The organism is Marinomonas arctica (assembly GCF_003259225.1).
In the GTDB taxonomy this organism is placed as follows: Bacteria; Pseudomonadota; Gammaproteobacteria; order Pseudomonadales; family Marinomonadaceae; genus Marinomonas; species Marinomonas arctica.
The window spans coordinates 26531-39059 of sequence record NZ_QHJF01000022.1 but is presented as its reverse complement, the minus strand read 5'-3'; the positions used below and the strand labels follow the sequence as shown (position 1 = coordinate 39059).

General features: G+C 44.5%; 13 protein-coding genes. 4 read left to right on the top strand and 9 right to left on the bottom strand.

The window, feature by feature from the left end:
• Positions 1 to 12: 12 nt before the first annotated feature.
• Entirely contained in the window at positions 13 to 960 is a 948-nt protein-coding gene (locus DK187_RS13575; protein ID WP_111607895.1) for a CYTH domain-containing protein, read from the bottom strand.
• Positions 961 to 1090: 130 nt separating this feature from the next.
• Between DK187_RS13575 and argE the strand changes: the two genes are divergently transcribed.
• A complete protein-coding gene (gene argE / locus DK187_RS13570; RefSeq protein ID WP_111607894.1) occupies positions 1091 to 2275 on the top strand; it encodes an acetylornithine deacetylase in 1185 nt (394 codons plus the stop codon).
• Complete coding sequence (gene argA / locus DK187_RS13565) at positions 2256 to 3578, top strand: amino-acid N-acetyltransferase (RefSeq protein WP_111607893.1); 1323 nt, start codon at positions 2256 to 2258, stop codon at positions 3576 to 3578. Before argE ends, argA begins: the two co-directional genes overlap by 20 nt.
• Positions 3579 to 3638: 60 nt before the next feature.
• Here argA and DK187_RS13560 read toward each other — a convergent pair whose 3' ends face one another.
• The 6 genes from DK187_RS13560 to rpoE all read right to left on the bottom strand — a co-directional run bounded on the left by DK187_RS13560 (position 3639) and on the right by rpoE (position 8363).
• Positions 3639 to 4064, bottom strand: coding sequence for a chemotaxis protein CheW (locus DK187_RS13560; protein WP_162623520.1), 426 nt, complete (start codon positions 4062 to 4064; stop codon positions 3639 to 3641).
• A 154-nt stretch (positions 4065 to 4218) separates the two neighbouring features.
• Positions 4219 to 5628 (bottom strand): DegQ family serine endoprotease, encoded by a 1410-nt coding sequence (locus DK187_RS13555; protein ID WP_111607891.1) that lies wholly within the window; start codon positions 5626 to 5628, stop codon positions 4219 to 4221.
• A gap of 61 nt (positions 5629 to 5689) precedes the next feature.
• Positions 5690 to 6157, bottom strand: coding sequence for a SoxR reducing system RseC family protein (locus DK187_RS13550; protein ID WP_111607890.1), 468 nt, complete (start codon positions 6155 to 6157; stop codon positions 5690 to 5692).
• Positions 6154 to 7122 carry a MucB/RseB C-terminal domain-containing protein gene (locus tag DK187_RS13545; protein ID WP_111607889.1) on the bottom strand — a complete coding sequence of 323 codons (969 nt, stop codon included), beginning with the start codon at positions 7120 to 7122 and terminating at the stop codon, positions 6154 to 6156. The genes DK187_RS13550 and DK187_RS13545 overlap by 4 nt, the downstream gene beginning before the upstream one ends.
• Before the next feature lie 3 nt (positions 7123 to 7125).
• Complete coding sequence (locus DK187_RS13540) at positions 7126 to 7746, bottom strand: sigma-E factor negative regulatory protein (RefSeq protein WP_111607888.1); 621 nt, start codon at positions 7744 to 7746, stop codon at positions 7126 to 7128.
• A gap of 2 nt (positions 7747 to 7748) precedes the next feature.
• Positions 7749 to 8363, bottom strand: coding sequence for an RNA polymerase sigma factor RpoE (rpoE, locus tag DK187_RS13535; protein WP_269808141.1), 615 nt, complete (start codon positions 8361 to 8363; stop codon positions 7749 to 7751).
• Between the two features lie 205 nt (positions 8364 to 8568).
• Between rpoE and nadB the strand changes: the two genes are divergently transcribed.
• Positions 8569 to 10161 carry an L-aspartate oxidase gene (gene nadB, locus DK187_RS13530; RefSeq protein ID WP_111607886.1) on the top strand — a complete coding sequence of 531 codons (1593 nt, stop codon included), beginning with the start codon at positions 8569 to 8571 and terminating at the stop codon, positions 10159 to 10161.
• An 8-nt stretch (positions 10162 to 10169) separates the two neighbouring features.
• Here nadB and DK187_RS13525 read toward each other — a convergent pair whose 3' ends face one another.
• Complete coding sequence (locus DK187_RS13525) at positions 10170 to 10514, bottom strand: hypothetical protein (protein ID WP_162623519.1); 345 nt, start codon at positions 10512 to 10514, stop codon at positions 10170 to 10172.
• A gap of 73 nt (positions 10515 to 10587) precedes the next feature.
• Positions 10588 to 10863 carry an FAD assembly factor SdhE gene (locus tag DK187_RS13520; RefSeq protein WP_111607884.1) on the bottom strand — a complete coding sequence of 92 codons (276 nt, stop codon included), beginning with the start codon at positions 10861 to 10863 and terminating at the stop codon, positions 10588 to 10590.
• Between the two features lie 323 nt (positions 10864 to 11186).
• Between DK187_RS13520 and DK187_RS13515 the strand changes: the two genes are divergently transcribed.
• The gene (locus tag DK187_RS13515) at positions 11187 to 12506 is read left to right on the top strand and encodes an ABC transporter substrate-binding protein (protein ID WP_111607883.1); all 1320 of its coding nucleotides are present in this window, start codon (positions 11187 to 11189) and stop codon (positions 12504 to 12506) included.
• The last annotated feature ends 23 nt before the right edge of the window (positions 12507 to 12529 follow it).

Genomic DNA, 12529 nt, shown 5'->3' with positions numbered 1-12529 from the left:
ACAAACGTTAGGTTAAGCGGTTTGTTGATTTAGCCATTGGCCAATCTTAAGCATCGCTATACCAATTTGCTTTATACTGGCCAATTTTGTCAACATCATCACCTCTTCAACCATCAGACATGACTCTAATTGACGATCAAGATCGTTTACTACCTCAACCAAGTCATTAGGTAAATACGCCTTTAATTGCGATATAGAATGACGAAAAGGTTGCATCAGCGCCTCGTCCTCCATGAAGTGCATCGCTTCCCAATAGACTAACCACACTTCATACCAATACGCTGCTAAAACAATTGTATTGGCGGTCTGCAGAGGTTTATTAGGAAACTCTATTTGTCCATATTTTAAACGCACCCCTCGCTGGGCCTTCGAGACAATACTCACCTGCACAGGGACACGCTCTGCCAATTGCAAAGCAAACTGATACAAGCCCGCTTCATTGCCTTCTTTAAGCTCCAACTCCAACTCACAGATCGCATCTTTACCGTAAGGCGAGATGACGAAACCATGATCACACACGACTTCCATTGTGGTTGCTTGAAATCTAACGTTCCAAACTTGTCTCTCAAAATCGGTACGATAAACTTCTATCAGCTCCCTACTCCAAGACATATCTTGCAATACATCAGGTAATGGAACCTCTGCTAAAAGGGATAAATCCAAATGATCATTCGGTATAAACCATTCCCATTCGCCACGCGCATGCATGCCGATACGATCACTGCCACGGGTTTTGACTGTTTGAATAAACGTATTGTTCACCGCTCGAATGCGCAGAGCCATACCACCTTGCATTAAATCAGCATTTTCTGTATCAAAATAGGCGTTCATCAAAGCCAAAGTAGGCTGACGAGATTGATCATCCGTGTCTGACAATGCGCAAATTTCATCAAGAAAATCGCTGGCGGACTTGAGATAGTCAGAGTGAAGCATTAACTTTAGCTCTAGCTCGGTAGCCATAATATACAAACCTCTAAAACCTTTGCTGTTGAGCAAACAACAAAGAAAAATAATGTGCGAGCAAGTGTACCAGATGCCTAGCTTACAGTAGTAATATTCGACAATAACTTGGATTCAAGGAATACCCTTTATGCCCGCACTTCCATCGCTCATTAGTATGATGTCACAACTTGTTGCATCGCCTTCTATCAGTTGTAGTCAAGCTCACTGGGATCAGTCAAATAAAGGCGTTATTCAATTACTCGAAAACTGGCTAAGCTCTCAAGGCTTTCAATGTGAGGTGATGCCACTCCCAGATCAACCAAACAAGTTCAATCTCATAGCCACGTTAGGCACTGGCGATGGCGGTTTGGTTCTGGCTGGGCATACGGATACGGTCCCTTACGATAAGGGTCGTTGGAAATCCGACCCTTTCAAGCTCGAAGAAAGAGACCACAAACTCTACGGTCTTGGGAGCTGCGATATGAAAGGCTTTTTCGCCATCGTGCTTGATACCGTTCGTCAAATGCAGCTCTCTGATGTAAAACAGCCACTTATCATTTTAGCGACTGCTGACGAAGAAAGCTCTATGTCTGGCGCTCGAGCGTTGGTTGATCAGAATAAAATTAAAGCCAGATACGCTTTGATTGGTGAGCCGACGTCATTAACCCCCATTTATGCCCACAAAGGCATTATGATGGAGCGCATTCAAGTCACCGGCCAAGCAGGACATTCTTCCAATCCTTCTTTGGGAAATAATGCCCTAGATGCCATGCATGCCGTCATGTCAGAGTTAATGATCTTTCGCCAGCAGCTGAAAGCAAACTATCGTGATGCCAGCTTTGTCATCGATTATCCAACCATGAACTTTGGTTGTATCCACGGCGGTGATAATCCCAATCGAATATGTGGCCGTTGTGAACTGGAATTTGACTTACGGGCCCTGCCAGGCATGAGCAACCAAGCCTTAATGGCAGAAATCGCTCAAATATTGCCCCGTATCGAAGAAAAAACTGGCACAATAATACAGTTGAGTAGTTTATTTGCTGATGTGCCGTCTTTTTATACGCCTATTGAATCGGATATCATAAAAGCCTGTGAGGCTTTAACGAATCGTCAAGCAAGTACAGTCGCTTTCGCGACGGAAGGCTCTTTCCTGAACCAGCTTGGAATGGAAACCTTGATACTCGGCCCAGGCTCTATTGATCAGGCGCATCAACCAAACGAATTCATGGCCCTAGATCAAATACAACCTATGCAAGAGGTAATTCGCGGTCTAATTGAGCGGTTTTGCCTTCAAACAAACGAGCAGAAAAATGAGGAACAGCGTGCCTGAAGATCTCAAATATGTGGACTGGTTCCGCCATTCATCCCCTTATATCAATGCCCACAGAGGGAAAACCTTTGTCATCCTAATTCCTGGGGAAGCCGTCGAATGTACACATTTCTCAAGTATTATTCACGACCTTGCGTTGTTAGATTCTCTAGGCATTCGCTTAGTCTTGGTACAAGGCGCACGTCCACAAATCAATAGAATTCTAGAAAATAAGCGCATTATTAGCCGAGTTGAAGACAACTATCGCATTACACCACAAGACCAATTGCTGGATGTTATCCAAGCATCGGCGGCGGTGCGAGTACAGCTCGAGGCGCAACTCTCTATGGGCCTTTCCAATACCCCCATGGATGGTGCCCGCTTAAAAGTATGTAGCGGCAACTACGTCATTGCCCGTCCTTTAGGCGTGGTTGATGGCATAGACTACGGACATTCGGGTGAAGTTCGTCGAATCGATACAGAGGCGATTTTTCGTCTGCTTGAAGACGACAACATGGTGCTTTTACCGCATCTCGGTTTTTCGCCCACTGGCGAAGTTTTTAATTTAAAAAGCGAAGATGTGGCCATTCAGGCCGCCGTTCAACTGAAAGCGGATAAACTGGTTATTTTTTCGGAAGAAGAAGGGATTTTTAAAGAAGATGGTGAGCTTTATTCAGAGCTATTGACCAAGGACGCTGAAGCCATTCTCAAAGCTCAATCACTGTCCAATATGACACATGCCGCATTAGATGCTTGCGTCCAAGCCGTTCGTCAAGGTGTCCCTAGAGCACATTTAATTTCTTATAACGAGAACGGTGGCCTATTAAGAGAACTCTTCACTCGTGAGGGCTCTGGCACCATGATAGACGAAGACAGCTATGAGCAGTTACGTCCTGCTCACATTGACGATGTGGGTGGCATGATGGCACTTTTGTCGCCGTTAGAAGAGAAAGGCATCTTAGTGAGACGCTCGAGAGAATTATTAGAAAACGAAATAGATAGATTTATTGTTATCGAACGAGATGGTGCAATCGTCGCCTGTGCCGCACTGTATCCGTTTGAACAAGAATATGCTGGAGAATTAGCCTGCCTTGCTGTCTCACCGGACTATCGTGGCTCAAATCGCGGTGAGCGACTCCTGAAAGGAATAGAACAAGCAGCCAAGCAACAAAATCTCTCGACGCTCTTCCTGCTAACCACTCGTACTGCACACTGGTTTATTGAGCGTGGCTTTAGTGAAACCACATTAGCCAGCCTGCCGACGCAAAAACAGGCGCTTTATAACTATCAAAGAAACTCTAAAATATTCTCTAAACCACTCTAAAATATTAAGTAAACAAGGGAGGGCCAATGGTACAGATTGCCATGGCCCGTGAGCAAATATCTAATCTAATGTGGAACAATACTGATCAAACTCGACTAAAATATACAATTCATTAGCGTGCTGGAGTGTGCCTTTTATGCAGCTATGCTCTCTGTATTCAAGCCCTTGAATATCATTTTTTTCTGGTAAATCCATGACCCGCTCAACACTTTCAACTCGAATGCCAAAGTAACCCGAAGGCAAATCCAATACAATAATATGCCCTTCTTCTTCACATTCCGCAGGGTCTAGATTCAGTAAATACGTGCCGTAAAGTACAGTCACCATATGGCCACGAACATCTATCATGCCTTCAACCCCTTCACGAGCACCAGGCACAGGGGCTGGAGATTGATAGCTAAGTACTTCCTTAATATTCGACAAAGGATGAACGTAACGCTCCTCCCCCAGTCGAAAGCAGATACCTTTTTCTGTGGTTTGCTCCACGAATGAACCTCCAACGTTATGTATTTATCTGATAAAAACCTTCTAAGAAGTCTTTAATGATTAAAAATACTTACACGTCTAATCTTTTTATTCAAGTTTTAGACAAAAAAAAGCGACTAAAGAGTCGCTTTTTAAAGATGCATGCTTTTACATGTCAGTCCGTTATTTTAAACGGAATAAACATTGGATAGCCTTGTCGAATAACGCGCATCGGCACAGAACGACCGCTTGGAATGTCTTTAGCAATCTCGCCAAACTCTGCGACGTTTCCGATACGCTTACCATTTAGCATGGTAATTACGTCACCAGGTTGCAAACCATTTCGAGCGGCTGTACCACCAAGCACTTGCTCAATCACAACACCACCGTCGATATCAAAGTTTTTGGCCATGTCTGCAGGGACTTCTCCTACGATCATACCGAGGCGATTCTGGTCTTGTTGAGATTGATCCACCGTTTGTGGATCATTTGGACGAGCCTCTAACATGACAGAAATAGTCTGCTCTTTGCCATCTCGATAGACTTTCGCATTGACCTTCTCGCCCGCTTTCATCTGCCCAACAATGTAAGGGAGTTCTCCTGAATGGGCGATGCTTTTACCATTAAACTCAAGAATAATATCACCGGATCTTAAGCCGGCTTTTTCCGCCGGTGAGTCAGGTAATACTCGACTAATCAAAGCGCCATTTGATCGGTCCAAACCAAATGATTCGGCCAATTCATTATTGACATCTTGAATCAACACACCCAACCAAGCACGTGACACCTTACCATCACTCTTTAATTGATCGACAACCGACATGGCTACTTTAGACGGTATCGCAAAGGATACGCCCATAAAGCCGCCAGAACGGGTATAGATTTGTGAGTTGATACCAACGACTTCACCATCCAAATTAAACAGAGGACCACCCGAGTTACCTGGGTTAATCGCCACATCCGTTTGAATGAAGGGAACGTAATTGTCGGAAGGCAAATTGCGCCCTGTCGCACTCACAATACCAGCGGTAACGGTGTAATCGAAACCAAATGGTGAACCAATCGCCAATACCCATTGACCTGGTTTAAGTTTGTCTGAATCACCCATCTTAACAATAGGCAAATCATCCGCTTCTATTTTGAGCAGTGCTAAATCGGTTCTCGGGTCGGTACCCACTAACTTGGCCACGTATTCACGTCTGTCATTAAGGCGCACATGAATCACATCCGCACCGTCGATAACATGATTATTAGTTAAGACATAACCATCATGGGATACGATAAAACCAGACCCCAATGAATTGCGCTGTCCCTGCTGCGGCGGTGCTTGTTGACCAAAAGGCTGCTGACCAAAGAAGTGTTTGAAGAACTCATTAAGCTCCTCACTATTAGGCCCTAATTGCTGACCTCCTTCATTGGCCGTTCGTGTGGTCACAGTTTGTTCCGTACTGATATTCACAACAGCGGGTGAAGCTTCTTCTACCAACTCAGTAAAGTCAGGAAGTGAAGCCGCGGTAGAAAGCATTGAAACCATCATAAAACTACTGACGACAACCATGCTAACGTTTTTAAGCAATCTGTTCATTGATTGGTCTCCTTAAGACGTACCAAATTCATTACAGTGCCAGGTGAAGACTTTTAGACGCTTACGATGTCACGACCAAAGGGATATGATCATCGTGTAACGATTCAACTCTCAAAATTTTGGGATAATAATCGAGATTATTCATTTCTTGTTTTGACTTATTCCGTGCCAGGAATAAACCACCAGCAAAACCAACAATAGCAAACACCACCGCTATATCTGACTGCCCACCCCATAAAGAGGGAATAACAGCACCACAGACCAACCCCAATAAGGGTATTAGATACATCCAAACGGAGGCTTGCAGTAATGTATCTTCTGGAATACCGACGACCACACTTTGACCAACTTTCACGGTTAAAGGATCAATCGCCCTCATTCGCATACGGTTTGACGAAGATACTTGGGCAATAGCATGGTGACCACAGCCATGACGAGCACGACAAGAAGTGCAGCTACTGGTGCGAACTGTTTCCACCTCTGCGAAACCTTCTTCTATGGATAATACTCTTCCCGTTTCTTCAATCATTGCTCTTGCCTTGGCATAAATACAGTCATCAACTTCTCAATGGTAAGTTCAGGCACCTCTCCTACCATGGTTAACAAATACAACTGATCTTTTACCTTAATACTACGTTCGCCCGCAATTGTCGCCCCCATACTTAAAATGGACATGTCTTTGGCTTTCATCGTCGGCTCAACAAAAATCGACACCGTTGCCATTCCATCCGATAGAAGCAGCATACTTGTGCCATGATTTAACGATCTAGCTTCTGACCAAACGAGAGAGAAGCCATCAGGCAACCAATCAAATTGCCATAGATTTTTTACTCGTCTTGGCTGACTTTCAACAAGCGGCTCTGCGTGGCTACCCTCTTTTGGGGCAAAGTCTTTATCTTTCAAGTCTGGTGCAAAATTAACAGAGGTAAATTGAATTCTTTCCAGAAGCTCACCGTCTGTTTTCATCATGTCATGTTTTAAAAGAAAATGATTTTCCTCGTCTAACCAAAACTGATGACCGTAACGATATGGATCTTTTGGCACCAACTTAATCGTCACCACTTTACGCCCTGCAATACGACTTGTGTGATCACCCACTATCATGTCATAGCCTTTAATAAGCCGATCACTTTCAACGTCTTTAAAACGCTTGAAGGGCGGTATCATCGGGGCACGCATGTTCGCAACCAGAGCATTGGGATAGACGGAAATGATTTTGTCATCAATACGCAAAACTTCAATCTTATCGCCGTCTAAATCCACCAAACTTTCATATTCTACGCCCCCCATTAAATCATGACGAACACGCATACTATTCATATTGTTGGCTTCAGAATGCACGAATACCCCATCGTAACTCAGCGTTGAAAAAGACTGAGTCATACTTCTCAGCAAATGCAACGCATCCGGCGTTGTGCTGCTCGCCATACTCAAGCTGGAAATAGTAAGGCACACCAGTGTGGAAAAAATATGTAAGAACGAAAATAATCTCATAAATTACTCTTTTACGGGATAACTGACGACCCTAGCCATCGGTATCATGCCTTGACCCACTGTCATCGCGGCTTGCTCTGCATGCTGTCGAAGGTAATGCTGCAACCTGATATTATCGGCCTGCAAAGTATCTTTATCTAACTGCGCTAGCGGCGTCACTATCATGTTCGGGGACGGCGTTCGAACCTCAGCAACGACGTTAGTCTGTGCTGTATCTGACGTTAATAATCCATTTCCACCTAAAATCACCACAAAGCTCACACTGGCGGCAACGGCAACACCAGACAGCATAACGCGCCAGTTAGGTCGAGATGAAGTCGCCTTTTCAGGTAACACAAAAGGCAGCACCTTCTCTTCTAAAGAAGTATTGGGCTGTTTAACTTGTAAGTCTTCTTTATCAATCTCGGCTCGCACTCGCAATAACAGACTGTCTGCCAGCCCCAGTGTGACTGCTGAATCTTTATGAAGTGTTTGCTGTATCAAATGGAAGCTTTCTACCTGACGACTTAATTCCGCACTGTCCGCTTGCAGTAAACGCTCGATGTCACGTTCTGACGCTTCACCATCAAACATAGCGGACAAACTGGTAAGCATTTCCGAGGCGTTTTCATTTAATGCTGCCATGTCTATTCTCCTGTATCCATCAACGGATGTATGTGTTTTTCTACCGCCTCTCGAGCACGAAAAATACGTGACCGAACGGTCCCAACAGGACACTCCATTATCAACGAAATATCTTCATAACTCAGACCATCAAATTCGCGCAATGTGAGTGCACTACGTAGCTCTTCCGGCAACTGCTGAATGGCATAATGAATCTCTTTTTCAAGACGATCGCTGTTCAGCTTTGCTTCTGGTGTATCGATATCCGCTAAGGATTCATACACACTAAATACTTCTTCGTTATCCAGTTCAACATCGGATTCTGGAGGACGACGAGAGCGACTCACCAAATAATTTTTTGCGGTATTCACGGCAATACGATACAGCCATGTATAAAACGCACTCTCACCTCGAAAACTCTCTATTGCGCGATAGGCTTTAATAAAACTCTCTTGAGCGACATCAAGCGCTTCGCTCCTATCTTGTACATAACGCCCAATCAAACCAATGACTTTATATTGATATTTGATAACGAGCAGATCAAAGGCCCGCTTGTCACCCTGTTGTACTTTTTCAACTAACGCCTGATCAGAAGACGTTTCGTGCGGCATAGGCACCTCATATAAAACCGTATTCATCTGCGCCCTTGCATATTACAAGAGAAGACAACAACCCATTGAGCGAGTTCCCATGTGATACTATCAAATTGCGTATTTAAGTAGATAACAAACCTCGTCAAATAACAAAGCATGATGAATATTCAAAATGTGACCCCAGAAAGTATTCACTATTTAGTAGCAACAATAGTAACATTAATTTTTCAGTCATAATTAGATCAATAACATGAGCCGACATTATAAACACGACATTGTCATCATTGGTGCAGGGGCAGCAGGACTTACTCTTGCGCTTGAACTTGCAGACCAACATCGCGTGGCTGTTTTAACCAAAGCCGATATACGCGAAGGATCTACCTTATACGCTCAAGGCGGTGTCGCAGCGGTATTGTCAGATAAAGATACGATTGACTCTCACATCAACGATACCATTGACGCTGGCGTGGACCTTGGTGATCTTGATGCCATACGCTTTACCGTCGAACACTCTAAAGAAAGCATCGACTGGCTCATTGCACAAGGCGTGCCGTTCACTCGTTATGGTGAAAGTGAAGAGTATCACTTAACGCAAGAAGGCGGTCACAGCCATAGACGTATTATTCATAGCGCCGATGCAACGGGATTAGCTATCTCTAAAACCTTGATAAAAAACGCCACGAATCATCCCAACATTGATTTTTTCCCTGACCGTGTTGCCATTGATATCGTCACCACGAAAAAATTAGGGCTTTCAGGGCCAAATCGTGCGGTTGGCGTTTATGCTCTTAACCTAGACGATGACGTTGTGGAAGTATTTCACGGGCGCTTTATTTCGCTCGCTTGTGGTGGCAGCAGCAAGGTATATCTTTATACCAGCAATCCGGATACGGCTTCTGGAGATGGAATTGCCATGGCTTGGCGAGCAGGCTGTCGAGTGGCCAACATGGAATTCAATCAATTTCATCCAACTTGCCTTTACGATGCCAAAGCCAAAACCTTTTTGATCTCTGAGGCGGTTCGCGGCGAAGGCGGCAAGCTCTTATTGCCTGATGGTACACGCTTCATGTCCAAATTTGATAAACGCGAAGAATTAGCGCCCCGCGATATCGTGGCCAGAGCCATTGACCATGAAATGAAACGGCTTGGTATTCATCATGTTTTGCTGGATATATCCCACAAAGACCCTGACTTTATTAAAGAACACTTTCCGACCATTTATAAGCGCTGCCTAGCGTTCGGGCATGATATGACCAAAGGCCCTATCCCCGTTGTTCCGGCCGCACACTACACCTGTGGTGGTGTCGTGGTAAACAAACACAGTGCAACCGATATAGATCATTTGTATGCGATCGGAGAAACCGCTTACACAGGTCTACATGGCGCCAATCGCCTGGCGAGTAACTCGTTACTAGAGTGTATTGTTTTTGCCCGCTCGGCAGCCAGCCATATATCGGCACAGATTGCCTTAACGGATGAAATAACCATCCCAGATTGGGATGAAAGCAAAGTGACAAACTCCGATGAAGATGTGGTCATTACTCACAACTGGCAAGAGTTAAGACGCTTTATGTGGGATTATGTTGGCATAGTGCGCACGGACAAACGCCTACTAAGAGCCAAGCATCGTGTCGACTTATTATTGTCAGAGATACAAGAGTTTTATGCGAACTATAAGGTCTCAAACGATCTATTAGAGTTGCGAAATCTCGCTGTCGTCGCTGACTTAATCATACGTTCAGCCATGTCCCGAAAAGAAAGCCGAGGTTTACACTTCACGCTAGATTATCCAAATAAATTAGCGACAAGCTCACCCACAATTCTTACGCCCCATAAAAGTTAACCCTTTGATTAAAAGCGACTTTTATGCATCTCACTGCGGTGCAACAGGATCTGTTGTGCCGCATATGAACGCAATATACGATACACGTCCTCAGTTACATTATCACGATATATCACTTGGTATTTGGGCCAAACTCGTCTTAAAAAAGCTTGACCTTTATCTACCTTAGCGATCAATTGAACGCTATTTGCACGAATAAAAAGCAGCCTTTCATAGCGCCCTTGGTTCAGTAAAAATGCGCCTTGCTCATCGATGCCTATCTGCGGCGAAGATTGACAAACCGTGCGAACAAATAACACCACTCCGCCTAAGCCAACCCCTAGATAAAGCAATGCCCGCCAAAAGGCAGGCATCCAATAAATCTGCAACAGAGCCGCATACGCCACGACTATAAACAGCCACAGCCCTATGCTGATCAAGGAGCATTTAAGCTCGGTAGTTTTCAGGCTGAACACGAGACAAAATAATATTAACAATGCGTGCATGATCCGCATTTTCCGGCACTGAACTCTGCATAAACCATGGGAAAAGATCTTGATCTTCACAGGTAAGCAGATTAACGAAGCGCTGCTTATCTTCCTCTTCTAACGTCAAATACACATCCGCTAAGAAAGGCTCAAGCAGAACATCCAGTTCCAGCATGCCACGACGGCACTGCATTTTAAGGCGTTTAAAACTAATAGAATCCGTGGTTTCACTCATGATATCACCCTTGAAATAGAATGCCGTCATTATAGCCATTTATACAAAAAAAACGGAATCGACTGACACTCATAACATGACATTTGTCATACAAAACCTTATTAGACAAAGGCATAGCCACGATCTGGCAGCCCCAAAAGAATATTATATTGACTTAATTTTTAGCGATAAGTGAATAATGAAACAAAATAGTACATTTATTGGCGATTTATGTATTAACAGGTCAATTCTGACATAGCCTATATTATTGATCACTTGATAAACGATTATCAAGAATTAGGTACGACTATAAAAACAAAGAAACTCCAAACTGGGGGAAACCTATGAAACACCTGACCAAGAATACCCTAACCTATGCGGTATCTATCACAGCGGCTATGACAGCAGCTAGCGCGTTCTCAGCCACTCAGATCACTGTTGCCACGGTTAACAATGGCCACATGATTGAAATGCAAAAACTCACTCCTGAATTTGAAAAAGCCAACCCAGATATCAAAGTAAAGTGGGTAACTCTTGAAGAGAATACTCTTCGTCAAAACGTCACTCAAGACATCGCGAATAAAAGCGGTCTATACGATGTGATGACCATTGGTATGTACGAAACCCCTATTTGGGGTGAACGTGGCTGGCTACAAGCAATCGATACCAGCGGAAACTTTGATGTCAACGATATTCTGCCATCGATCCGTGGCGGCTTATCTTATGAAGGCACTATGTATGCAGCCCCTTTCTACGGCGAAAGCTCTATGGTCATGTACCGCAAAGACCTAGTTAAAGCTGCAGGTATGGAAATCAATGACAGAGACAGTTGGGAACACATTCGTGATGTTGCGGCTGCCGTCAACAATCCTGAAAAAGGCATCTACGGTATTTGTTTACGTGGCAAGGCAGGCTGGGGTGACAACATGGCTTTCATGACAGCCATGGCAAACTCTTTTGGCGCTCGCTGGTTTGATGAAAGCTGGAAGCCTGAGCTAGAAACAGCCGAATGGAAAAATGCGGTTAACTTCTATGTTGACCTTTTGACCAAGTATGGCCCTCCAGGCGCCAGCAGCAACGGCTTTAACGAAAACCTCGCCTTATTTAACGAAGGCAAGTGCGGCATGTGGATTGATGCCACCATCGCTGCGTCTTTCGTAACCGATCCTAAGCAAAGTAAAGTCGCAGACCAAGTTGGTTTTGCACAGTCTCCTTACTCTGTAACAGAGAAAGGCGCTAACTGGCTTTGGGCATGGGCACTTGGCATACCAGCGGCAACCAAAAACGTAGAAGCGGCGCAAAAATTCGTTCGTTGGGCAACCTCTAAGGAATACATCCAGCTTGTTGGTAAAAACAATGGCTGGGCGGCGGTACCAACAGGAACAAGAGCCAGTACTTATGCTAATACGGACTTCCAAAAAGCGGCCGTGTTTGCTGAGGCAGAGCTAAAAGCCATCAATTCCGCTAACCCAAATGACAGCACCTTGAAACCATCTCCTTATGTTGGCGTTCAATTCGCTGCTATTCCTGAGTTCCAAGCGATTGGTACGACAACGGGACAAATGATCTCAGGTGCTTTATCTGGCTCTATGACCGTCGATCAAGCATTGAAATCCGCCAACACATCAGCGGATCGTCAAATGCGTCAAGCCGGTTATTACTAACCATTCAGCTTGATAAAGAAATA

Coding starts and splice junctions, on each gene's coding strand:
- DK187_RS13575 (WP_111607895.1), bottom strand. CDS start 960: ATGGCTACCGAGCTAGAGCTAAAGTTAATGCTTCACTCTGACTATCTC.
- argE (WP_111607894.1), top strand. CDS start 1,091: ATGCCCGCACTTCCATCGCTCATTAGTATGATGTCACAACTTGTTGCA.
- rpoE (WP_269808141.1), bottom strand. CDS start 8,363: ATGAATACGGTTTTATATGAGGTGCCTATGCCGCACGAAACGTCTTCT.
- DK187_RS13545 (WP_111607889.1), bottom strand. CDS start 7,122: ATGAGATTATTTTCGTTCTTACATATTTTTTCCACACTGGTGTGCCTT.
- DK187_RS13555 (WP_111607891.1), bottom strand. CDS start 5,628: ATGAACAGATTGCTTAAAAACGTTAGCATGGTTGTCGTCAGTAGTTTT.
- DK187_RS13540 (WP_111607888.1), bottom strand. CDS start 7,746: ATGGCAGCATTAAATGAAAACGCCTCGGAAATGCTTACCAGTTTGTCC.
- DK187_RS13550 (WP_111607890.1), bottom strand. CDS start 6,157: ATGATTGAAGAAACGGGAAGAGTATTATCCATAGAAGAAGGTTTCGCA.
- argA (WP_111607893.1), top strand. CDS start 2,256: ATGAGGAACAGCGTGCCTGAAGATCTCAAATATGTGGACTGGTTCCGC.
- DK187_RS13515 (WP_111607883.1), top strand. CDS start 11,187: ATGAAACACCTGACCAAGAATACCCTAACCTATGCGGTATCTATCACA.
- nadB (WP_111607886.1), top strand. CDS start 8,569: ATGAGCCGACATTATAAACACGACATTGTCATCATTGGTGCAGGGGCA.
- DK187_RS13525 (WP_162623519.1), bottom strand. CDS start 10,514: ATGCCTGCCTTTTGGCGGGCATTGCTTTATCTAGGGGTTGGCTTAGGC.
- DK187_RS13520 (WP_111607884.1), bottom strand. CDS start 10,863: ATGAGTGAAACCACGGATTCTATTAGTTTTAAACGCCTTAAAATGCAG.